The organism is Bifidobacterium pseudolongum subsp. pseudolongum DSM 20099, from assembly GCF_000771225.1.
Classification (GTDB): Bacteria; Actinomycetota; Actinomycetes; order Actinomycetales; family Bifidobacteriaceae; genus Bifidobacterium; species Bifidobacterium pseudolongum.
In genome coordinates this window covers 14,302-36,334 of record NZ_JDTZ01000010.1, presented here as the reverse complement: position 1 = coordinate 36,334, position 22,033 = coordinate 14,302, and the positions used below count along the sequence as shown (strand labels likewise).

Below are 22,033 nucleotides of genomic sequence, written 5' to 3'. Positions count from 1 at the left end.
TGATATCGATGGGTGAGTTCAGGCGAAGATGTCGAGCACACCTGGGTCGTCGCCGGCGTCCGCGATGCGCTTGTGGCGTTTCTTGGCTTCGGTCACCACGAATTCCTTGTACATGAGCGCGATCTGCGGGTCGAGGCCGGCGCCTTGCGCGATCCGCTGCAGGCGGTCGATCTGGTATTCCTCGCGCGTGTAGTCGGCTGGGGCGAACCCGGCTTCGGCCTTGAGCACCCCCACTTGCGTCGTGGCTTTGAACCGTTCGGCGAGCAACGCCACTATGGCCATGTCAATGTTGTCGATGGATTGGCGCAGCACTTCGATGCGCTGCACGATCTGCTTGGTTTCGGCGTCGCGCCAGTCGCCTTCGGAATCGATGACCGTTTCGCCGTCCGCGCATGGTTCATGGTGTTCAGTAGTCATGGTGTTGAGCATACCGCGGCGGGGTTCACTTCGCGAAATAACGGCGTAACACCATCGTCGTGTCGGTGCTGACCGGCACCGCTTCATGGATGGTGTTGAGCAGCGTTTCGAGTTCCCGCGTCGACGCCACGCGCACCATCAGCAGGTAGTTCGATGAGCCGGAGACCGCGTCGCACGAGATGATGCCGTCCACGTCGCGCAGTTTTTCAGGGATCACCGGCGCCTCAGCATAGTCGAGCGGGGTGAGCGAGATATATGCGCTCACCGGCTGTCCACTTTTCTCGTGGTCGAGAATCGCCTTGTAGCCGGTGATGACGCCCTTGTGCTCGAGTTTCTGCACGCGCGACTGTGTGGCTGACACGGAAAGTGAGGTTGCGGCGGCAAGTTGCGCGAGCGTCATGCGGCCATCGTGTTCAAGGGAATCGAGGATGATGCGGTCTTTGCTGTCTAGCACACATGCATCGGTTTCATGGTCCGTCATTGTTCACACGCCTTCCAGAATGACTTCGTCAAGTCTTCTTTCCACAATAGGCGCGTGCGGGCACGCCGCCCTACGCCATGGGCCGATACGCCAATCGCCCAAAAGCGCGCGGCACATGCGCGCGATGTGTCGCACCGACATGCATATGGGGGGCGCTTCCCGTACAGCACGGGAAGCGCCCCCATATGCCGTGCGTGGGTGCGGATCAGTGGTCGGTGTTGCCGTTGATCGCACCGCCGCCCTGCTGGACGAGCGCACTGAAGAAGTCGTGGTTCGTCATCGTCTTCTTGAGGCGCGGCACGAGCGTCTGGTACGCCTGCTCGGGCTCGAGGCCGCCGAGCAGACGGCGCAGGCGGTAGATCACCGGCAGTTCTTGCGGGTCGGTGATCAGCTCTTCGCGGCGCGTACCCGAAGCGTTGATGTCGACAGCCGGGAACATGCGCTTGTCGGCGAGCTCGCGGCTCAGGCGCAGCTCCATGTTGCCGGTGCCCTTGAACTCCTCGAAGATCACTTCGTCCATCTTCGAGCCGGTCTCCACAAGCGCCGACGAGATGATCGTGAGCGAACCGCCGTTTTCGATGTTGCGGGCGGCGCCGAAGAACTTCTTCGGCGGGTAGAGCGCCTGCGCGTCCACACCACCCGAAAGGATACGGCCCGAAGCCGGCGCCGCGATGTTGTAGGCGCGGGCCAGGCGCGTCATCGAATCGAGCAGCACAACCACGTCCTGCCCCAGTTCCACAAGGCGCTTGGCGCGTTCGATCGCGAGTTCGGCCACCGTCGTGTGGTCGGAGGCCGGGCGGTCGAAGGTCGACGAAATGACCTCGCCCTGCACGGTGCGCTCCATGTCGGTGACCTCTTCGGGGCGTTCGTCCACGAGCACGACCATCAGATACACTTCGGGGTTGTTCGTGGCGATCGCGTTCGCGATGTTCTGCAAAGTGATCGTCTTGCCTGCCTTCGGTGGCGAGACGATCAGACCACGCTGTCCTTTGCCGATCGGCGCGACGATGTCGATCAGGCGGCCGGTCAGACGGTTCGGCGTCGTTTCCTGGCGCAGGCGCTCATTCGGGTAGAGCGGCGTGAGCTTGCTGAACTGCGGGCGGCGCGAAGCCTCCTCAACGCTCATGCCGTTGATCGAGTCGATCGACTGCAGCGGCACGAACTTCTGGCGCTGGTTGCGGCGGTCGCCTTCGTGCGGCGTGCGGATCGAGCCTTTGACGGCGTCGCCCTTGCGCAGGCCGTACTTCTTGATCTGCCCCATCGAGACATACACGTCGTTGGGGCCGGGCAGATAGCCGGATGTGCGGATGAACGCGTACGAATCGAGCACGTCGACGATGCCGGCCACAGGCACCAGGTCCGCGGGCTGTTCGTCGCGCTTGTCGTTGTCACGGTTCTTGTTGCGGCGATTGTTGTCGCGCTCGTTGCCGCGCTCGTTGCGCTCGTTGTTCGCACGGTTGCGGCCGCGGCGCTGCGCCTCGCCACGCGTGTTCGAGGATTCGTGGTCGGCGTGCTTGTGCACGGGCAGCGAGTCGAGGATCTCGTCGAGGTCCTGCGGCACCTCGCGCTGTTCGGCACGGCGGTGGCGCGGCTGCTCGTCCACGTCGGCGGCGTGGCGGCCGCGGCGCAGGCGGGCGTCGGTGTTGCGGCGGTTCGGTTTCTGGGCGTCGCCGTGCAGGTCGAGCGTGCTGAGCAGGTCGTCGGCGGCCTTGTTCGCTGCGGCGTCATCGGCGTGGTCGGCGGCCGGCGCATTCGTGCCGCGGCGCTTGCGCACGCGGCGCGCAGTGACCTTCATCTCCATGTTGCTCTGTGGGGCCGGGGCCTCTTCTTGAGCCGGTTCCGGTGCGGAAGCCTGCTCCTTGGCCTTCTGTGTGGCGGCCGGCGCAGGCTGTTCCTGCTTTGGAGTGGCCGGGGCGGCGGCGCTCGCGGCCTTGGGGGCGCGCACGGTCACTCCGGCCGGGGCTTCGCCGCCACTGCGGGCGGCCTGCAGCGTTGCAATCAAATCGCCCTTGCGCATGGTGGAGACGCCCCGCAGGCCCAGTTGCTTGGCCAGCTCTTTGAGCTCCGGGAGTTTCATCTCGTCTAGGTTTGAGGTTGTTGCCAATTGAGTTGTGCCTTTCTTTGGCCATGCATGGAGATCGCCATGGCTGAGCAAAGAGTTGTACGAACAAGCATCAGACGATGCCGTCGTCAATTTGGGGAATGTCCGGCATTGTTCCGCCGGACATTCCCCTACTGTACAACGGAACGGCGACTGTACGGCGCGCTATGCCCGCCGTGCGAGCGGCGTGCGGGGCCTTCCTCCCCATGGAGGCCCCGCGCCGCCGGCCGCCGAGTCATGAGTTCATTTGGATTCGTGGTAGGACTTTTCAGTGTTGACGGACCACACGTTCCGCTTCGAGGTCCGGTGTTCCTTGATGTTGCCCACCGCTTCGATGGCGGTGGCCATCGAATGGTCCATGTTGTTGTACCGGTGCTGGCCATTGCGGCCCACACAATACAGGTTGCCGAAGGAATCGAGGTACTCCACGAGTTCCGGCATCTGGTCGTAGGTGTCGAAATAGGCCGGGTAGGCCTTCTTGACACGTTCGCGGTGTGCATCGAGCACTTCGTGGGCGCCGTTGATCACACCCATGCGGGTGAGCTCCTTGATGGCGAAGCGCGTGGCCTCCTCGTCGGTCATGTTCCAGAAGTCGTCGCCTTCCTCGCAGAAGTATTCGAGGCCGATCCACACGGTGTCGTCGACGTCCTTGACGAGGTAGGGGCTCCAGTTGTTGAAGATCTGCAGGCGCCCCACCTTGTAGCCCGGGTCCTGCACGTAGATCCAGCAGTCCGGCACGATCGGCGGGTTGCCAAGCGTGGGGATGTCGGTCGTGTTCTTGAGCTTGAGGCGCTTGACGAGGATGCCCACCGTCACGAAGTCGCGGTATGGCAGGCCCTTGGCCACGGCCACCATGTCCCGCGGCGCCGGGTCCTGCTCGGTGTCGAGCGCTTCCACAAGGTCCTTCACCGGCATCGACGAGATGAACTGGTCGGCCTTGAGTGTGGTGCGCTTGCCTTCGGCGTCTTCGTAGTCGACCGAGGAGATCGCGCCGTTCTCGCGGTGGATCGCCACCACCTTGGCGCCGGTGAGCACGGTCACACCCGCGTCCACGCAGTTCTGTTCGACGGTCTCCCACAGCTGGCCGGGGCCGAGCTTGGGGTACCAGAACTCCTCGATGAGCGACGTCTCCACTTCGGCGTTGCTGCGCTTCTTCGGCAGCAGCTTCTGCACGGCGTTCTTCAGCACGCCCATGATGCTCAGGCCCTTGACGCGCTGCGAGCCCCAATCCGCCGAGATCTCGGAGGGGTGGCGTCCCCACAGCTTCTCGGTGTATCCCTCGAAGAACATCGAGTAGAGCTTGCGGCCGAAGCGGTTGATGTAGAAGTTCTCCAAGTTGTCTTCCGGCAGCTTGTGGAACACGGACTTGAGGTACGAGAACCCGGCTTCCACCGTGATGCGCGGGCCCATCGCCTTGAGCGTGGACGCGGAGAGCGAGATCGGATAGTCGAAGAAATGCTTGTTCCAGAAGATGCGCGAGACACGGTGCCGCTTGAGCATCACCTTGTCGGTCTTCTCCGGGTCCGGCCCACCCGGTTCGAGCTCATGGCTGCGTCCCAGTTTCTTGTCGTCGTACGACGGCGCGCCCTGCAGCGGCAGCGTCTGCGCCCACCACTGCATGATGCGGTCGTCTTTCGAGAAGAAACGGTGGCCGCCGATGTCCATGCGGTTGCCGTTGTGGCGTACGGTGCGCGCGATGCCGCCGAACTCCTGGCTTTCCTCGAGCACCGTCACGTCGTAGCGCGCGGCGCCCCCATCCTTGATCAGTTCCCAAGCGGCAGTCAGCCCGGCGGGGCCGCCGCCGATGATGACTACGGATTCCTTCTCAGACACGCTGTTGCACTCCTTTAGGTTCACAGTGGCCGCCGGCGGCCTATGGTCATGGACACCATGGTGATTTGCGGGGATTGCCGGCGAACCTGGCTTGAAAACGCCACACAAGACGGCGCATCGTTGGATTTCACCTTACGATTGTAAGGCGTGGCATGACCATTGGTCCCAGCCAGTTCGGTGTAGGCTGACGGATTCACATTCCTTCGGGAATGTCGATGTCGCTTTTCTGTACTTCCTCCACGTTCACGTCCTTGAACGTGACGATGCGCACGTTCTTGACGAAGCGGCTGGAACGGTACACGTCCCACACCCATGCGTCGGTCAGGCGCACGTCGAAATACACGTCCTGCCCTGCCGAACGCACGTTGAAATCCACTTTGTTCGCCAGATAGAACCGCCGCTCGGTCTCCACGACGTAGGTGAACAGCTTGATCACGTCGCGGTATTCCTTGTACAACGCGAGTTCGGCGTTCGTCTCATAGTTGTCGAGGTCTTCTGCGCTCATGGTGTCCTTTTGGTGTCCTTGCTCTCACTGGTCGTCGGCGTCGGTGTGCGCGCGGCGCTTCATGCGGTCGTGGCCCAACGTGCGCCACCACGCCTTCTTCGACGTGTTGCGCTCCGCCGAATTGTACGGCCACGTGTTCTCCGATTCGACCGCGTCCTGCGCGATGCGCTCGGAATCGGAGCGCATGCGCTCGCCGATCCCCGCCTTGTCTGTTGTGTCGCCCTGCGCGTCCGGCTCCATGACGGCGCCGGATTCGGCGAGCAGCTGCTGCTTGCGGATCGCGAGCGTGTGCTCATGCTGCGAAAGCGCCTTCTCCATGCCCGGGTTCGACGTGATGACGTGCATGCCGAACGCGTCCATCGCGCGCACCGGATCGAATTCGTCGTCGAGCGTGTCGAGCACGTTGAGGTCCTGGTATTTGCCGAGGCGGTTGTCCCACAGTGCGTGGCGCGAGACGCCCGACGGCACGAAGCCGAGCGACTGGTAGACGGAGTATGACCGCGTGTTCTTTTCGGGCACCGCCACCCAGATGCGGTGCAGCCCCAAGCCCTCCGGCGGTTCGGCGAACCCGTACGTCATGACGCGCGGCATCGCGTCGCGCGAATAGCCGCGCCCGCGGTAATCCTTGCCCAGGATCACCTGGATGCGCGCCGAACGCGCCCAGCCGTCAATGTCGATGAGGAAGATCATGCCGAGGAACTCGGTCGCGCTCTGCGCGTCGACCGTCTCGCTTTCGCAGTCGTCGGGCGTGGTCATCAACGACCACGCGATTGTGCGGCGCTGTTCGGGGTCGTCGATGCCGCTGCCGGCGTCGGTGCCGTTGGCCCAGGCCTCCGAACGCAGCACCCACGCGTGCACGGCGGCGCGCTCGGCCACGCGGTCCTTGCCGGTGAGCCCCGAGGCGTTCACGTATGCGTCTATGGCGTCCATCTTCTCCAGGTCCTGCTGCGTGGCAGGGCGCAGATACACCATTTCCCCTCTGATATCGGGTATGTCAATGCGCGCGGGCAGCTCCCGCGGGCGGTCCTGTTCCCCCTGCAGACGGTCGTCTGTCTCAACCATGATCATTCCTTTAATCCTGTCATCAGAGAATCCCACATCCTCCAATCTTTCCATTGTATGCTAAGAGGTCGTCGAACAAACGCCGGATATACGCCAAAAAAAACAGGTGTGCCTGCCCAGGGCGCACGGCCCCGGGCAGGCACACAGTCAGGCGGTCACGCGCACGCGCGCTCAGCCCTTGATCTTCTCCATGACGATCTTCGTGACGGCCTTGGCGTCCGCCTGGCCCTTCGTGGCGCGCATGACCGCGCCGATGATGGCGCCCATCGGCTTCATGTTGCCACCCTTGAGCTTCTCCACCACATCCGGGTTCGCGTCGAGCGCCTCCTGCACGGCGGCCTGCAGCGCCCCATCGTCGGAGACGACCTTGAAGCCATGGGCCTCCACGACCTGCTCCGGCGTGCCTTCGCCCTTGAGCACGAACGCCACGGTCTGCTTGGCCAGCTTGTCGTTGAGCTTGCCTTCCGCGATCAGGCGCTCCACATCGGCCACAGCCTGCGGCGTGATGTCAAGCTCCTCGAGGGCCACGCCCTTCGCGTTGGCTTCGCGCGACAGCTCGCCGAGCCACCATTTCTTGGCGCCGGCCGGCGTGGCGCCGAGCTTGACGGTCTCCTCGATCAGGTCAAGCGCGTCGGCGTTGACCACGTCGCGCATCTCGATGTCGCTGAAGTTCCACTCGCCCTTGAGGCGATTGCGGCGCTCACGCGGCATCTCCGGCATCTGCTTGCGGATCTCGTCCACATGTTCGGGCGTGATGTGCAGCATGACCAGATCCGGATCCGGGAAGTAGCGGTAGTCGTCGGCGTCGGACTTCACACGGCCGCCGGCGGTGGCCTGCGAGGCCTCGTCCCAGTGGCGCGTCTCCTGCAGGATCTCGCCGCCCTTGTCGAGGATCGCGGCCTGACGGCGGATCTCGTACTGGATCGTGCGTTCGATGCCGCGGAACGAGTTGACGTTCTTCGTCTCCGAACGCGTGCCGAACGGATCGGACGGGTTGCGGCGCAGCGAGACATTGACGTCGGCGCGCATGTTGCCCTGTTCCATGCGCGCGTGCGAGATGTTGAGCGCGCGCACGATGTCGCGGATCGCGCGCATGTACGCGCCGGCGATCTCCGGCGCGCGGTCGCCGGCGCCCTCGATCGGCTTCGTCACAATCTCGATGAGCGGCACACCCGCGCGGTTGTAGTCGACGAGCGAATGGTCGGCACCCTCGATGCGGCCGTCGGCGCCGCCGACGTGCGTGTTCTTGCCGGCGTCGTCCTCGATGTGCGCGCGCTCGATCGGCACGCGGAACACGGTGCCGTCCTCAAGCTCCACGTCGAGGTAGCCTTCGCCGTTCGTCGGCTTGTCGTACTGCGAGATCTGGTAATCGCGCGGCATGTCCGGGTAGAAGTAGTTCTTGCGCGAGAACTGGCTCCACTCGTTGATCTGGCAGTGCAGCGCAAGACCGAGCTTGATCGCGTAATCCACCGCAGCCTCGTTGATCACCGGCAGCGACCCCGGCAGGCCGAGGCTGACCGGGGTCAGCTCGGTGTTCGGCTCCGCGCCGAACGAGATCGGGGCCGGACAGAACAGCTTGGTGTTCGTGCTCAGCTCGACATGCGTTTCCAGACCGATGACCGGATCGAACTTCTTGACGGCCTCGGAATACTTCATGAGTTGTTCAGCCATAATTACTTTCCTGCCACCTTCACTTGTTCAGTCCATCGAGCCACGGCGTCTTGAGCGAGCTCCAGATCGGCGCGCCCCAGCGCTCCTCGAGCGCGGCTTCGAGCGCCGCCGCCGGCTTGTACATCACTTCGTCGCGCTGCTGCGGCGCGATGAACTGGAAGCCGACCGGCAGGCCGTCGTCGGACAGGCCTGCGGGGATGCTCATGGCGGGCACGCCGGCGAGGTTGGCTGGAATCGTGGCGATGTCGTTCATGTACATGGCCAGCGGGTCGTCCATCTTCTCGCCGAACTTGAACGCGGTCGTCGGGCTCGTCGGGGAGACGAGCACGTCGGCCTGTTCGAAGGCCTTCTTGAAGTCGTCGATGATCAGTGTGCGCACCTTCTGCGCGGAGCCGTACCATGCGTCGTAATAGCCGGCCGAAAGCGCGTAGGTGCCGAGGATGATGCGGCGCTTGACCTCGTCGCCGAAACCGGCCTCGCGCGTGTACGCCATCATGTTCGCGGCCGTCTGCGCCACGTCTTCCGGCGGCATGACGCGCAGGCCGTAGCGCATGCCGTCATAGCGCGCCAGGTTCGAGCTGACTTCGGACGGCATGATGATGTAGTACGCGCCGAGCGAATACTTGAAGTTCGGGCACGAGACCTCCACGACCTCGGCGCCCATGGCGGTGAGCATGTCGACCGCCTCATGGAAGCGCGCTTCGACACCCGGCTGGAAGCCTTCGCCGTTGAGCTCCTTCACCAGACCCACCTTGAGGCCCTTGAGGTCGCGGCGCTGGCCTTCGCGCGCGGCGGCGACCATCGGGCGCGGGCCTTCGGGGATCGACGTCGAGTCACGCTTGTCATGCCCGCCGATGATCTCCTGCAGCAGCGCGGAATCGAGCACGGTGCGCGTCACAGGGCCGATCTGGTCGAGCGACGAGGCCATGGCGATCGCGCCGAAACGCGAGACACCGCCGTACGTCGGCTTGACGCCGACCGTGCCGGTCAGCGCGCCCGGCTGGCGAATCGAGCCGCCGGTGTCCGTGCCGAGGGCAAGCGGGGCCTCGAAGGCGCTGACAGCCGCGGCCGAACCGCCACCCGAGCCGCCGGGCACACGCTCGACGTCCCACGGGTTGCATGTGTTCTGGTATGCGGAATGCTCGGTCGACGAGCCCTGCGCGAACTCGTCGAGGTTCGTCTTGCCGAGCAGCGGCATGTGCGCGGCCTTGAGCTTTTCGATCACGGTCGCGTCGTAGGGCGGGATCCAGCCTTCAAGGATGCGCGAGGCGGCCGTCGTCTGGATGCCCTTCGTCACGATCATGTCTTTGATCGCGATCGGCACGCCGGCGAGTTCGGGCAGTTCGGCCTTCTCGCTGTCAGGCAGATTGTCAAACGCGTCCGCCTGCTCCAGGGCGGCTTCGCCTGAAACGGTCAGGAACGCCTTGATCGACGGCTCTGCGGCGTCGATCACGTCGAGCTGCGCGGAGACGAGGTCACGGCTCGTGATCTCCTTGGCGCGCAGTTTCTCCGCCATCTGCACGGCGGACAGTTTGACGAGTTCAGTGGTATCGGTCATGTCACTCCTCCCCCAGGATCTGCGGCGCCACGAACATGCCGTCGGCGGTGGCGGGCGCGGCAGCCAGCACTTCGGATTGCGGCAACGGCGTGACCGGCACGTCCGGGCGCAGGTATGTCTCGAGCGGAACGGGGTTGGCAGTCGGCTCCACGTCCGCGGTGGCGGCTTCCTGCACGGAGTCGATGGCGTCGGCGATCACATTGAGCTCGCTCTGCATACGAGTGATTTCCTCGTCGGTGAGCGCAATGCGAGCCAGATCACCCAGATGGATAATTTCTTCGCGTGTGAATGTTGTCATGCCTCTTACTATACGAACCAAATGTGACGAGGCCCGTATGCTACTTGACGTCCCGCTTGGCGGTCACAGCCACGCCGGCCGCCTAGATGGCCATGGTCACGCCATGAGGATCGCACCGACCCAACCCCACGTGGGCTGGAACGGCCGGGTTGACCCGACCATCTCGACAGCAGCCATGTTGTTGGAGAACGATTGCGCGCCGGACGAAAACGCGCCATGCACCATGAGCCACGCGCAGCCCCACGCCACCAGCACGCCTACGAACGAGGCGAGGAAAGTGACCAGGACCAATACAAGCGCCTTCGTGTTCATGAACATCACGCGCCGCGGGTTCACGGTGAGCGATGTGATGATGGATTGACTCGAATATTCGCTCGTCATGGCCATGACGCCCAGGAGCCAGCCGATCATGAGGCTGTTGACGGCGAAGAACACCACCCACAGCACAAGCAGCACATACGTGGACAGGCGCTCCACATCTTGCACCATTCCGAACGCACCGACCCGCCGAAGGTCCATGCATGCACGGCCCGGCGCACGGCATGGCGGCCGGCTGGGTTGCCATCTGCGCAGAGCTCATCGCACACCTCCGTTCCGCGGCTGCGCCGCCACATAGCGCGCATGCCCGTGGGTCAGTTCCATGTACGCCTGTTCGAGCGAGACCTGCTGGCGCACGAATTGGTACGTGTCGATCCGGCGAACATCGCACGCATCTTCTCCGCGTCCGGCGTGGCGACCGACAGCAGGTGGCGCGAATGTTCCTTCACAAAACCAGCCACGGTACCGGTGCGTAGGATGCGGGCTTCGCCGATGATCACCAGATTGTCCGCGGTGAGCGCCACTTCGTTCATCAAGGGCGAGCTGAGCAGCACCGCGCGCCCATCTGCCACGCAGTTGCGGCACAGGTCGCGCACCCACTTCACACCTTCGGCGTCGAGGCCGTTCACCGGCTCGTCGAGCACGAGGTTCCTCGGATTCCCCAACAGCACCGCGGCGATTGCGAGGCGCTGGCCCATGCCGAGCGAGAATTTGCCCGCCTTGGTCTTCTGCACACTGGCGAGTCCGGTCAGGTCCATGACTTCGTCGACACGAACGCGCGCGATGTTGTTCGTGTAGGCGAGCGAGCGCAGGTACGAATAAGCGGAACGGTTGCACAGCGCGCATTTGGCTCATCGGGCTCGCCTGCCGCGTGTACGGCACGCCGTCGATGAGCGCGGTGCCACGGTTGGGCGTGATCAGGCCGAGCAGCACGCGCATCGTGGTGGACTTGCCGGTGCCATTGGACCCCAGGAATCCGGTGACCGTGCCGTTCGCGGCTACGAAGCTCACATCGTCCAGCACGCGGTTGGAGCCGAATGTCTTGGTAACGCCCCGTATCTCAATCATTCAGCAAGGCTACCAGTGGGCGCGGGGCTGTGCATACCCTCGTTCACGCGTGCTGGCTGATCCACGCGTGCATCGAGACGGCGGCCGCGGCCCCCGCGTTGATCGAGCGCACCGAACCGAACTGGCTGATGTACACCACGTCATCCGCTAGGTCGATGGCTTTCTGCGACAGGCCAGGGCCTTCCGCCCCAAAGAGCATGAGGCAGCGTTCGGGAAAATCATAGGTCTCGATCGGCACCGCTCCGGGCACGATGTCGAGCGCGATGATCTTGGCGTGCTGCGCCATGCGCAGCTCGTGCCGGGCCTGTTCGAGCCGGTCGCCCGGCGCCAGTTCAAGCTCGGCGATGCGCCGCTCGGCATCTGCACGCTCGGCGGCGATGCGCGTATGCCAGTCGTCCACGAGGTCCTGGATCGAAGGGTGGTTGACGACGTGCTGGTAGAGCTCGGTCATCAGCGCGCCTTTGCGGTTCCATTTGTGCGGGCCCACGATGTGCACGCGGTTCGCGGTGAACGCGTTCGCCGTGCGCACCATGGAGCCAATGTTGAAGTCATGGGTCCAGTTCTCCACCGCCACCTCGAATGGGTGTCTGCCGCGCGCGTCAAGATCGGCCTTGATCGCCTCGACCGTCCAGTACCGGTAACGGTCGAGCACATTGCGGCGGTCGCCTTCATCGAGCAGGTCTGGATCGAAGCGCGGATCGTCCGGGCGCGGTTCGCCGGGGTGGGCCTGCTCCCATGGCCCTACGCCGACCTCGCGGAATAGGGGCTCACCGGAGGCTTTGGCTGCGATATCGATTGGATTCGGCTCATGCATGGGCCCCAGCTTACCCACTTTTTTCGACGCGCCGAAAAAAGTGGAAGCCCCAGTTCGCACTTTTTGGCCATAGCCCCTCATTGGCCGCGCACTTTTTCGTCAGGGTAGAAAAAGTGCGCGGACCGTCCGACCACATATGCCTGTTCAGATTGCCTCAGCCATGACGGCACCCATACATTGGCCCTTTACCCCTTGGAAGGAGCCCAATATGGAATCGTTCATGAGAGACGACGCACACCGACTGCATTCACACATCCGGAGCAAGATAAAGCTGGTGCTTCCCCACATGAAGCACACCCCGGTCTTTTCACACCGCACCGCCGTCGAGTATTGGGGGAGCCCGGCCCCCAACAGCACGATGGAGCCGCTCTCGCTCCATGTCAGCGCGCAGCAACGTGACGAGAGGCCTCATACACAAGGCGTAAATGCACATCTGTGGAGCGGCCCGCTCCTCACCTATATGGAGGACGGATTTGAGGTTGTGCGGCCGGAAGTGTGCTGGGCGCAGATGGCCCAACACTGCCCACTGACCACCTTGATCATGATTGCCGCCAACTTCACGTGCCGAGACAGAAAACGAAAGGTGAGTACGTTGGACGACATCATCGAATATGCAACAGTCCTCAAGGGGTTTCATGGCAAGAGGAAATGCATGGAGGCCATCCCGTTCCTCATCGAGAACACCGACTCACCTCAGGAGGCCCTGCTTGCGGAGTTCCTCATCCGTCATGGATTCGGAAAACCCGTGGCCAACTTCCGCGTGCAACTCGAGGGTAGGGCGTGCTATCTCGACATCTCATACCCGGATCTCAAAATCGCCTTTGAGTATCAGGGTGCATACCATGCCAACGTGGATCAGATGCGCAGGGACATGAACAAACATAATGAATTAATGAAAAGAGGCTGGCAGATCATCTACGTCACAGTGGAAGATTTCCGAAACCCAGCACAATTACTGGATATTATCCATGGCACTGTTGTGCAGCAACATCATTTGATGGGATTGAAGAAAGTGGTGAGGTAGGGGCTCTTCCACTTTTTTCGACGCGCCGAAAAAAGTGGAAGCCCCAGTTCGCACTTTTGGCCATAGCCCCTCATTGGCCGCGCACTTTTTCGTCAGGGCAGAAAAAGTGCGCGGAGGCCTAGTGTAGGTCCGATTCGTGGAAGACCTCCACGAACGGCGTCTCATGTGCGTCGCCGGTCACAGGGTCGGTGATCTTGAGCGTCGGCTCTTCCATGTCGACGCCGCCAATCAGCGCGGCCACGGCCACCACGGTCGCGCCCTGCGCGTCGACGATGCCGAAGTCGAGGCTCAACTCGTTGCCGTTGCGCAACGTCACGAGCGACGAGGTCTGCACATACGATTTTTCGGAAAGCCATGAATCGACGAGGATCACACGCTTGCCGGCAATCGACGGGCCTTTGATCGCCGGGTACACGAAGTCCATCACAAACCCGTCCAGATCCTCGCCGCGCGAGGCGGCGGCATGTATGAGTGAACACACCATCGGCACAGCGGCCGCCGTCAGCGCCCCCACCGCGTCGAAGTCCTCGATCGAATACCCCTGCTCTTCCAGCGTGTCGAGCATGATGTGCCCGATCAGCGCGGCGCCACGGTGGTCAAAGGTCACCGGCGCGAGCTCCGAGAACGGCTTGTCGTGCATATGCTCGCGCAGCAGCGTCTTGAGCTGGTCGCGCGGTTCCATCATCGCGAAGTTGGGCGCGGCGCTCCCCGTCTTGCGGAATTCTGTGTCCTCACTCATGGTGCCCAGCGTACCGTTGCCGCTTGTCAAAACTCACCATGCGCCGTCGAGCTTGCAGTGGCGCAGACGCACGGCGTTGAGCACCACGCAGATCGATGAGAGAATCATCGCCACGCACGCGAGCATGGGGTTGAGCACCCAGCCCGTGAACGGGTAGAGCACGCCGGCGGCGAGCGGAATGCCCACCAAATTGAAGATGAACGCCCACCACAGGTTTTCGCGGATGTTGCGCACGGTCGCCTTCGACAGGCGAATCAGCTTGAGCGCGCACGCGAAGTCGGTCGGCGCGGCGATCACATCAGCGTGGACCGGCGCGGCTTCCAGGTTGTCGAGCGCGACGCACGCGATGGCGATGTTCGCCGCATCGCGCACGCGCACATCCTCACTGCCATCGCCGACGAACATGACGGTCGCGCCATTGGCACGGCGTTCGACGAGCGCATGCACCGCCTCGTCGGTGCGCCGCGCATCAACCTTAGCGACCGACACGCCGGTGCCGCTCAGCTGCGCGATGGCCTGCTCGGCGCTCGGCGCAAACTCGCGCGCCACGAGCACCGCACTGGTGTCTTTCGCCTGCTGCAGCGCGCTTGTGGTGCGCACGGTCAGGCCGTAGCGCTGCGCGTCGTCGAGCGCCGCGCCCACAGACAGCGGCGCCGCCCAGCCGAGCGCCGCCGGGCATGCGATGATCAGCACGCTGATGCCCATGAGCAGCGCGCGCGTGAACGACGGCTGCGGGCCGAAGATGAGCCAGCAGACGAAGGTCCACAGGGCGATCAGGATCGTGATCGGCACCCATACGCGCGAGACGCGGTCCACGCGCTCCTGCAATGGTGACGCGGGGCGCCGCGGCAGCCACATGTCCACCGCCCAGCGCGCGAACAGCACGAGTGTGACGATTACGCCGGTCACGTCGAAATACGGTTCGCGCATCGCCTGCGGCAGCGCATCCTCAAACAGGCACACAAGTATGCCGTAGGCGTATGCGGCGATGGTGCCGATCGACGCGAGGGAGTTCATGTTCGGCATTCGACGCAGCAGCGCGTCCCAGCCGTCGATATGGATCGGCGCGCCGCCATAGAACATGACCGGCGTGATGATGATCGCCTGCACCCACGGGTCGACCATCCAGTCGGGCACAGCGTTGGGGTACAGCGCGCGCACAAGCGCCGGCAGCAGCACGAGCAACGTCAGTATGGCGCTCACCACCAGCTGGCGAGTCAGCAGCTCGATGCTTTCGCGGTTGTCCGAACGGCGGGTGCGCAGCGTGTCACCGGCGCTCGCGTGCGCGTCGGCCGGCTGGTCTGTGAAGGCGGCCTGCGTCTGCGGCTGCCGCGCGCTGAAGAAGAAGCGGACCGTCGCTACAGTCAGCAGTATTGCCGCGACCCCGCACGCCACTGCGATGAACAGATTCAGACTCATGGGTCTCCCCCAATGTTGATAACGGACAGTGACTACTGTACGCGACCATATGCGAACTGCGCAGGTGCGTGCGGTGACGCGCCTGCGCAGTTCGCGAGGATGGGATCACTCCCGGGGGTTACTTGGTGCCGTTTGCGTCGGCATGGCCGTCAATCTTGACTTCCGTGTCGAGCGGGTTGGTGTCGCCGTCCATCGGGTTGATCTCGTGCACCGAAAGCTCGAGGTGATCGCCGCCTGTATGGTCGACGAGCACGGTCTCGCCGTCCTTGACCTTGCCGGCGAGCAGCATGCGCGCCAGCTGGTCGCCCACCTCGGTCTGCACGAGGCGGCGCAGCGGGCGGGCGCCGTACGCCGGGTCGTAGCCGGTGTCGGCGAGCCATTCGCGCGCTGCTTCGGTCACGTCGAGCGTGATGCGGCGGTCGGTCAGGCGCGAGGCGACCTGCTTGACCTGCAGGTCGACGATCTTGCCAAGCTCCTGCCGGGTGAGCGGGTGGAAGATGACGAGCTCGTCGAGGCGGTTCACGAATTCCGGGCGGAACTGCGTGTGCACCGCGTTCATGACCGCGTCGCGCTTCTCCTGTTCGCTCAGGTCCGGGTTGACCAGATACTGCGAGCCGAGGTTCGACGTCATGATCAGGATCGTGTTCTTGAAGTCCACGGTGCGGCCCTGTCCATCGGTCAGGCGGCCGTCGTCGAGCACCTGCAGCAGGATGTCGAAGACCTCGGGGTTCGCCTTCTCCACCTCGTCGAACAGCACGACCGAGTACGGGCGGCGGCGCACGGCTTCGGTGAGCTGGCCACCCTCCTCATATCCGACGTAGCCGGGCGCGGCGCCGATCAGGCGGGACACGGACGACTTGTCCATGTATTCGCTCATGTCGATGCGCACCATGGCCTTCTCGTCGTCGAACAGGAAGTCGGCGAGCGCCTTGGCGAGCTCGGTCTTGCCCACGCCGGTCGGGCCCATGAACAGGAACGATCCGGTCGGGCGGTTCGGGTCGGAGATGCCGGCGCGCGAACGGCGCACGGCGTCGGAGACCGCCTGCACGGCTTCCGGCTGGCCGATCACACGCTTGTTGAGGTACTCCTCCATGTTGAGCAGCTTCTCGTTCTCGCCCTGCATCAGGCGTCCCACCGGCACGCCGGTCCATTCGGAGACGATGCCGGCCACCGAATCGGCGTCCACATGGTCGGGGACCATCGGTTCGCTTTGGTGCGCGAACTCGGCTTCCTTTTCGGCTTCGCTTTCGGCCGCGGCAAGCTCTTTCTGTATTGCGGGGATCTCACCGTAGAGGATGCGGCTGGCCCGCGCCAGATCGCCCTCGCGGGTGGCCTTGTCGGCTTCCACGCGCTTTTCGTCGAGCTTGGCGCGCAGGTCGCCCACCTTGTTGTGGCCCGCCTTTTCGGCGTCCCAACGGGCCTTGAGGCCCGCGAGCTGCTCACGGCTGTCGGCGAGTTCGGACTGCAGTTTGGCGAGGCGCTCCTTGGAGGCCGGGTCCTCGGCCTTCTTGAGCTGCATCTCCTCCATTTCGAGGCGCGTGACCTTGCGCTGCAGTTCGTCGATCTCCTCAGGCTGCGAATCGAGCTCCATGCGCAGGTGCGCCGCGGCTTCGTCGACGAGGTCGATCGCCTTGTCGGGCAACTGGCGGCCGGTGATGTAGCGGTTCGAGAGAGTCGCGGCCGCGACGAGCGCGTCGTCGCCGATCGTGACCTTGTGGTGTGCTTCGTAGCGCTGCTTGAGGCCGCGCAGGATCGCGATCGTGTCCTCCACGCTCGGTTCGCCCACGAACACCTGCTGGAAGCGGCGTTCGAGCGCCGGGTCCTTTTCAATGTTCTCACGGTATTCGTCGAGCGTCGTCGCGCCGATCAGGCGCAGTTCGCCACGGGCCAGCATCGGCTTGAGCATGTTGCCGGCGTCCATCGAGCCTTCCGCCGCACCGGCGCCCACAATCGTGTGGATCTCGTCGATGAACGTGATGATCTGCCCGTCGGACTTGCGGATCTCGTCGAGCACGCTCTTGAGGCGTTCCTCGAATTCGCCGCGGTACTTGGAGCCGGCCACCATGGACCCCAGGTCGAGGCTGATCAGGCGCTTGTTCTGCAGTGTGCTCGGCACGTCGCCGGCCACGATGCGCTCGGCGAGGCCCTCCACGACGGCGGTCTTGCCCACGCCTGGCTCGCCGATCAGCACCGGGTTGTTCTTGGTACGGCGGCTCAGGATCTGGATCACACGGCGGATCTCCTGGTCACGGCCGATCACCGGGTCGAGTTTGCCGTCGCGCGCACGCGCGGTCAGGTCGGTCGAGAACTTCTCGAGCGCCTTGTACGAGGCCTCGGCGTCTGGGCTTGTCACCTTGGCGCCGCCGCGCACCTGCGGGATCGCCTCGCGGATCTTGTCGGCGGTCACGCCGTTGGTGTTCAGGATCTTCGCGGCCTCGTTCGGTGTGGCTTCGGCGATGCCGAGCAGCAGATGCTCGGTGGAGACGTATTCGTCACCCATCTCTTTCATCGCCTTCTCGGCGGCAGCGATTGCCTGCGTGAGCTGGCGACTTGCCTGCGGCTGCGCGGTCGACGAACCCGAAGCGCTCGGCAGCGCGACGAGGGCGTTGCGCACGGCGGCGCCGATTTGCTGTGCGTTCGCGCCGCATTGCTCGACGAGGCCGCGAATCACACCGTTTTCCTGACGCAGCAGTGCGTCGAGCAGGTGGAGCGGGTCCACCTGCGGGTTACCGGCCGCCGAAGCGCTCTGAATCGCGTCGCCCAAGGCCTCCTGAGCCAGTGTTGTGAATTTTTGTTCCATATCATCCTCCATCAGTGCACGCCGGTCTCGCGCTGCTGCTGCGCACGCGGAGCCGGCGGCTTCGTTTGTCTGATATAGTCAACCAACGATCCAGATCATGTATTCCCAAAACTTGAGTGAATCTCGCTCAAGTTTTGAAAATGATGATGATGTGCTTCGCAATCGACCATCTACAGCCCATTGTGGCGCGCGATGTTGGGAGGAGACTGGTTTTCAGCGCTCAGCCGGAGAGCGGCACAGCACGCGTCAAGGAGGCGTATGGATGCCGGGCACTGTGTTCGCTGTTTTGGTCAGTGTATTCGCTGTTTTGGTCACGAATTAGGCCGATTTGTGACCAAAACAGCGAATACACTGACCAAAACAGCGAATATCGCCGGATGGGCGCCCCGCCTGCAGCGGATAGGGTGCGACGGGCCACCGATATGGCGAATATGGTCGCAGATATGACAATGCCGGCGGGAATGGCGGAATGGCTCAGCCGCGGACGACGACGTTGCGCAAGTCGCCGATGCCTTCCACATGCACCACGGCTTCATCACCGGGCACAAGGTTTCCGGAAGCGTCCGGGGTGCCGGTCAGGATCACGTCGCCGGGCAGCAATGTGGAGAAGCTCGAGATGAACGCGATCTGCGAAGGGATGTCGTGGATCAGGTTCGCGGTTGTGCCGCTCGCCTTGTCGACCACCTCGCCGTTGAGCGAGAACGAGATCGCCGCGTCGCGCCAATCGAACTCATCCTTCGTCACGAGCCATGGGCCGAGCGGGCACGAGGTGTCGAAGCCCTTCGCGCGCGTCCACATCGGATCGCCCTGCTGCAGGTCACGCAGGGTCACGTCGTTGACGCAGGTGAAGCCGAGCACGTAATCCATCGCGCGCTCGACCGGCACGTTCTTGGCGATGCGGCCAATCACCACGGCCACCTCCGGCTCGAAATTCATGTCGCGCGAGCACGGCGGGTACACAATCGGGTCGTCGGGGCCGATCACCGACGTCGAGGGCTTCATGAAGATCACCATCTCTTCAGGCGCGTGCTCCACCGTGGACTGCCCATGCTCATACATGTATTGGGCATGCGCCTCGTAGTTCTTGGCCAGCCCATACACCTTCGAGGGAATCACCGGGGAGAGCAGGCGCACGCCGTCCGCGTCGAGCGGAATGCGCTCGCCGGTCGGGCTGACCTGCCCGGCGAGCGGGTAGCCGTCGAGCACCACGAGATAATCATTGCCGTCCGCCTCGTCGGTCTGCACAAACGCGTATCGGGGCGTGTCATCCTGGGAAAAACGTGCGAGTCTCATGTGCCCCAGTCTACGCTCCGGTTCCGTCAGAAGCGCCCATGGAGTCGGAGCCGCCTGCAGCCGGCACCTCAGCGCCGGGTTCCCCAACGGCATCGTGCTGTGCCGAACAATATTGCAGTCGGCGCGACAGCGCATCCACTTGACGCTCCAGCTCATCGATGCGTCGCACTTGCTGCGCAATCAGCACATCCCGAATATCGCCGCGCGCGTCAACCGGCTGTGTCACAAACGAAGTGGCGCCACCTGCGACACTGAGTGGATTGGCTGCGTCGGCATGGGTACGGCGGGCATGAGTCCGTTTCACGGGTGTCACTGCCACATTCATCTGCCGGCGCCACCGTGCGATGGCACATTCGATGCGCTTGTATCCAATGAGCGATGGGTCCAAACCCGCCTCGCGGAATAGTTGGACCGGCGATTCCCCTTGTGCGTACCTCAGCACACAGTCGACCTTGAATGACTCGGCATAGATGATGCGATTCCGTGTGGCGTCCGCAACCGCCGGCAATGTTTTCAGGTATACGATCTCTTCGGCGCTGAACACCCCACCCCCGCCAGCCGTCATTGTAAGCTCCTTCTCACGAGCACTCGTGGCCTCTTCAGCCATGATGTATATGCACTGCCCCTCAGCGCAGGCACCCAACTACTCTTGCCCACGCCCGCGGCCGTCAGACGCTGACAGCTCACCATTGTATCCCACTATGTCAATCATGATGTTACGAATATCGCGCATCGCACATGTGCGTATACGGCCTGAACCGCGCAACCATGAGAAAAAGGGCCCCGGCGTTGATGCCTGCAGGGAGCCCCCTATCCCGCCTTCGTCCACAGGCGACCGAATCTGACGAGCATGACCGACACGCCGGAGATAAAAGCGTGTGGCGCAGATCGAAAGTCAGTGCCGCGAGGAACGAAGGCGGCAGACGGGCGCGAGCCTGACGACCCGCGCCCAATTACCGGTCTCAGGCGGTCAGCTGACGCTTGAGGCTGTGGGAACGCACGCCGATCAGAGCAGCGGCACCACCAAGCAGGAGGGCCACGACGATGAGCATCGTGATGCCCGCCGCACCGGTGAGCGGCAGCTGGGTGACAGACTTGACGTTCTTGACGACTCCGTCCTTCATCAGACCCCATACGTCCGTACCGAAGGTGACATTGCCTTCCGCGTCGATCGTGACGGTGAATTCGGGCTTCACGTTCTGCAGGAAACCGTTCGGGACCTTGGTTTCCTGGACGGTATATTCGCCGGCCGCAAGGCCCTTGAACGTCACCTTGCCGTCGGTGCCCGACGTGACGGTGGTCACGCCGCCATTGGCGGTGTAATCCTCATCGATGTTATCGCCGGAGATCGTGAACTCAGCGCCTGCAAGCGCGTTGCCGTCGGCATCCTGCTTGGTGAAGTCGAAGGAGTACAGCTTGTTCTCGACAGGGGTTCCTTCTTCGACGTACTGGCCGGTGTACGGATCGTACACATACGCGGTGTTGTTCACCTTATCCACCGCATCCTCATTGACCGTCGCGTTATAGGTGATCGTCACGGTCTGGCCGGCGAATGCCTTCACATCACCGAGGTCGAACTCGGTCGTGGTCTCCTTGGTGTTTGCGTCGATGGTCTGCGTCAGCGTATACGCGTTGTAGACTGCACCGCCGATCCTCACCTCGAAGCCATCCGTGGTCGACGGAAGCGTCAGGCCCTTGGAAGCCACATCCTTGAACTTCATCTTCAGTTCAGTACCACTGGGATTGCCCGGGATCACGCCGGTGATGGTATAGGTCAGCACGTCGCCCAGAGAAACGGTGCCCTGGGTGTCGCCGTCCACTTCCTTGCCGGGCTTGGTGGGCTGGGTGGGCTTCGCGAAGGCGGTTGCCAGCGTTGCGCCGTTCAACGTGGTGTAGACGGTGCCGTCGGCGATGATGTTCGTGCCGACCAAGATGGGCGCACCGTCGCCGTCAGTGACGAGATAGTAACCGGGGGTGAGGCCCGAAATGACGGCCGTTCCATCGGCACCTGTGACGGTGGTGGACGGCGCGGGCTTCGACGTTGCCGCACGCAACGCGTCAGCGAATGCGCGCAGACGCGCGGCGTCGCCGGTCTGGCTCAGCGAAGCGATCCACGCGAGTTCATTGCCCTTGTACTGGTCTGGAATCGTGGTCGCCGGGGCCACCGCGGCCGCGGTCTGCGCGGCTGCCGCGATGGACGGGTTCTTCCAAGCTGTGGACTGATTGAAATCGACCGACGTCACGGCGCTGTTGCTCACGACGGGGTTCGTGTACTCACCGAGCAGGTAAGCGGTGAACTCACGTCCGTTGACGTCACCATTGATGGTGATGGTATTGGCCGTGGCATCCGCCGCGGTGGCGGTTGCGGCGCCGAGGGCCAGGCCGCCGAGCATCGTCGCGGCTGCGGCGACACCTGCGAATACTCGTTTGAGATTCATGGTTGTTTCCTTCTCTATGGTGTGCGCCGGGAGCCGTGTGGGCGGAAAGCCGTGCGGCTCCCGAACATTGCGTGCAACGTCCCTTCACACTGCATTGAGTCATTGCACTACATCTTGTCTCTTCAGTTGTCGCTTCGCCCGTGCGGGCGGAGGGGCCGCGGCCGAGGATGGGACCTCGGCCGCGGAAGGATATG

General features: G+C 63.5%; 19 protein-coding genes and 1 pseudogene. 1 reads left to right on the top strand and 19 read right to left on the bottom strand.

Annotated features, from left to right (window positions below):
* Window positions 1–18: 18 nt before the first annotated feature.
* The 13 genes and pseudogenes from OU02_RS06635 to OU02_RS06580 form a co-directional block, all read right to left on the bottom strand.
* Window positions 19–417: a chorismate mutase gene (locus OU02_RS06635; protein ID WP_026643856.1), complete on the bottom strand. Its 399-nt coding sequence runs from the start codon at window positions 415–417 to the stop codon at window positions 19–21.
* 25 nt (window positions 418–442) lie between these two features.
* Window positions 443–898, bottom strand: coding sequence for an Lrp/AsnC family transcriptional regulator (locus tag OU02_RS06630; protein ID WP_033489485.1), 456 nt, complete (start codon window positions 896–898; stop codon window positions 443–445).
* A 205-nt stretch (window positions 899–1,103) separates the two neighbouring features.
* Complete coding sequence (rho, locus tag OU02_RS06625) at window positions 1,104–3,002, bottom strand: transcription termination factor Rho (protein ID WP_033489484.1); 1,899 nt, start codon at window positions 3,000–3,002, stop codon at window positions 1,104–1,106.
* 240 nt (window positions 3,003–3,242) lie between these two features.
* Window positions 3,243–4,832, bottom strand: coding sequence for an NAD(P)/FAD-dependent oxidoreductase (locus tag OU02_RS06620; protein ID WP_033489483.1), 1,590 nt, complete (start codon window positions 4,830–4,832; stop codon window positions 3,243–3,245).
* A 193-nt stretch (window positions 4,833–5,025) separates the two neighbouring features.
* A complete protein-coding gene (locus tag OU02_RS06615; RefSeq protein WP_022858892.1) occupies window positions 5,026–5,337 on the bottom strand; it encodes a DUF2469 domain-containing protein in 312 nt (103 codons plus the stop codon).
* Between the two features lie 24 nt (window positions 5,338–5,361).
* Window positions 5,362–6,399, bottom strand: a complete 1,038-nt coding sequence (locus OU02_RS06610; protein WP_120359761.1) for a GNAT family N-acetyltransferase — start codon at window positions 6,397–6,399, stop codon at window positions 5,362–5,364.
* A 171-nt stretch (window positions 6,400–6,570) separates the two neighbouring features.
* Window positions 6,571–8,070, bottom strand: a complete 1,500-nt coding sequence (gatB, locus tag OU02_RS06605) for an Asp-tRNA(Asn)/Glu-tRNA(Gln) amidotransferase subunit GatB (protein ID WP_033489482.1) — start codon at window positions 8,068–8,070, stop codon at window positions 6,571–6,573.
* Between the two features lie 19 nt (window positions 8,071–8,089).
* Entirely contained in the window at window positions 8,090–9,628 is a 1,539-nt protein-coding gene (gatA, locus tag OU02_RS06600; protein ID WP_033489481.1) for an Asp-tRNA(Asn)/Glu-tRNA(Gln) amidotransferase subunit GatA, read from the bottom strand.
* Between the two features lies 1 nt (window position 9,629).
* Window positions 9,630–9,926, bottom strand: a complete 297-nt coding sequence (gatC, locus tag OU02_RS06595; protein ID WP_033489480.1) for an Asp-tRNA(Asn)/Glu-tRNA(Gln) amidotransferase subunit GatC — start codon at window positions 9,924–9,926, stop codon at window positions 9,630–9,632.
* Between the two features lie 96 nt (window positions 9,927–10,022).
* Window positions 10,023–10,415 carry a hypothetical protein gene (locus tag OU02_RS06590; protein WP_033489479.1) on the bottom strand — a complete coding sequence of 131 codons (393 nt, stop codon included), beginning with the start codon at window positions 10,413–10,415 and terminating at the stop codon, window positions 10,023–10,025.
* Window positions 10,416–10,558: 143 nt separating this feature from the next.
* Window positions 10,559–11,002, bottom strand: coding sequence for an ATP-binding cassette domain-containing protein (locus OU02_RS09145; protein WP_274518169.1), 444 nt, complete (start codon window positions 11,000–11,002; stop codon window positions 10,559–10,561).
* Between the two features lie 148 nt (window positions 11,003–11,150).
* A pseudogene (locus OU02_RS09140) lies at window positions 11,151–11,312 on the bottom strand (ATP-binding cassette domain-containing protein); the annotation flags it as partial.
* A 43-nt stretch (window positions 11,313–11,355) separates the two neighbouring features.
* A complete protein-coding gene (locus OU02_RS06580; protein ID WP_033489478.1) occupies window positions 11,356–12,126 on the bottom strand; it encodes a TrmH family RNA methyltransferase in 771 nt (256 codons plus the stop codon).
* 208 nt (window positions 12,127–12,334) lie between these two features.
* Here OU02_RS06580 and OU02_RS06575 point away from each other — a divergent pair, with 208 nt between their 5' ends.
* Entirely contained in the window at window positions 12,335–13,150 is an 816-nt protein-coding gene (locus OU02_RS06575; RefSeq protein WP_051918322.1) for a PDDEXK family nuclease, read from the top strand.
* A gap of 118 nt (window positions 13,151–13,268) precedes the next feature.
* Here OU02_RS06575 and OU02_RS06570 read toward each other — a convergent pair whose 3' ends face one another.
* The 6 genes from OU02_RS06570 to OU02_RS06545 form a co-directional block, all read right to left on the bottom strand.
* Window positions 13,269–13,889, bottom strand: coding sequence for a type I phosphoribosyltransferase (locus tag OU02_RS06570; protein WP_033489559.1), 621 nt, complete (start codon window positions 13,887–13,889; stop codon window positions 13,269–13,271).
* A gap of 33 nt (window positions 13,890–13,922) precedes the next feature.
* Window positions 13,923–15,308: an HAD family hydrolase gene (locus OU02_RS06565; protein ID WP_033489477.1), complete on the bottom strand. Its 1,386-nt coding sequence runs from the start codon at window positions 15,306–15,308 to the stop codon at window positions 13,923–13,925.
* A 118-nt stretch (window positions 15,309–15,426) separates the two neighbouring features.
* The gene (gene clpB, locus OU02_RS06560; RefSeq protein ID WP_033489476.1) at window positions 15,427–18,108 is read right to left on the bottom strand and encodes an ATP-dependent chaperone ClpB; all 2,682 of its coding nucleotides are present in this window, start codon (window positions 18,106–18,108) and stop codon (window positions 15,427–15,429) included.
* 474 nt (window positions 18,109–18,582) lie between these two features.
* Window positions 18,583–19,401, bottom strand: coding sequence for a fumarylacetoacetate hydrolase family protein (locus OU02_RS06555; protein ID WP_033489475.1), 819 nt, complete (start codon window positions 19,399–19,401; stop codon window positions 18,583–18,585).
* A gap of 10 nt (window positions 19,402–19,411) precedes the next feature.
* Window positions 19,412–19,966 (bottom strand): transposase, encoded by a 555-nt coding sequence (locus OU02_RS06550; RefSeq protein WP_238552019.1) that lies wholly within the window; start codon window positions 19,964–19,966, stop codon window positions 19,412–19,414.
* A 397-nt stretch (window positions 19,967–20,363) separates the two neighbouring features.
* A complete protein-coding gene (locus OU02_RS06545; RefSeq protein ID WP_033489474.1) occupies window positions 20,364–21,839 on the bottom strand; it encodes a SpaA isopeptide-forming pilin-related protein in 1,476 nt (491 codons plus the stop codon).
* Window positions 21,840–22,033: the final 194 nt, after the last annotated feature.

Bases quoted from the DNA above. Each gene is read 5' to 3' on its own strand.
- OU02_RS06635 (WP_026643856.1), bottom strand. From the start codon at position 417: ATGACTACTGAACACCATGAACCATGCGCGGACGGCGAAACGGTCATC.
- OU02_RS06630 (WP_033489485.1), bottom strand. From the start codon at position 898: ATGACGGACCATGAAACCGATGCATGTGTGCTAGACAGCAAAGACCGC.
- OU02_RS06615 (WP_022858892.1), bottom strand. From the start codon at position 5,337: ATGAGCGCAGAAGACCTCGACAACTATGAGACGAACGCCGAACTCGCG.
- OU02_RS06610 (WP_120359761.1), bottom strand. From the start codon at position 6,399: ATGGTTGAGACAGACGACCGTCTGCAGGGGGAACAGGACCGCCCGCGG.
- gatB (WP_033489482.1), bottom strand. From the start codon at position 8,070: ATGGCTGAACAACTCATGAAGTATTCCGAGGCCGTCAAGAAGTTCGAT.
- gatA (WP_033489481.1), bottom strand. From the start codon at position 9,628: ATGACCGATACCACTGAACTCGTCAAACTGTCCGCCGTGCAGATGGCG.
- gatC (WP_033489480.1), bottom strand. From the start codon at position 9,926: ATGACAACATTCACACGCGAAGAAATTATCCATCTGGGTGATCTGGCT.
- OU02_RS06590 (WP_033489479.1), bottom strand. From the start codon at position 10,415: ATGGTGCAAGATGTGGAGCGCCTGTCCACGTATGTGCTGCTTGTGCTG.
- OU02_RS09145 (WP_274518169.1), bottom strand. From the start codon at position 11,002: ATGGACCTGACCGGACTCGCCAGTGTGCAGAAGACCAAGGCGGGCAAA.
- OU02_RS06580 (WP_033489478.1), bottom strand. From the start codon at position 12,126: ATGCATGAGCCGAATCCAATCGATATCGCAGCCAAAGCCTCCGGTGAG.
- OU02_RS06575 (WP_051918322.1), top strand. From the start codon at position 12,335: ATGGAATCGTTCATGAGAGACGACGCACACCGACTGCATTCACACATC.
- OU02_RS06570 (WP_033489559.1), bottom strand. From the start codon at position 13,889: ATGAGTGAGGACACAGAATTCCGCAAGACGGGGAGCGCCGCGCCCAAC.
- OU02_RS06565 (WP_033489477.1), bottom strand. From the start codon at position 15,308: ATGAGTCTGAATCTGTTCATCGCAGTGGCGTGCGGGGTCGCGGCAATA.
- clpB (WP_033489476.1), bottom strand. From the start codon at position 18,108: ATGGAACAAAAATTCACAACACTGGCTCAGGAGGCCTTGGGCGACGCG.
- OU02_RS06555 (WP_033489475.1), bottom strand. From the start codon at position 19,401: ATGAGACTCGCACGTTTTTCCCAGGATGACACGCCCCGATACGCGTTT.
- OU02_RS06550 (WP_238552019.1), bottom strand. From the start codon at position 19,966: ATGACGGCTGGCGGGGGTGGGGTGTTCAGCGCCGAAGAGATCGTATAC.
- OU02_RS06545 (WP_033489474.1), bottom strand. From the start codon at position 21,839: ATGAATCTCAAACGAGTATTCGCAGGTGTCGCCGCAGCCGCGACGATG.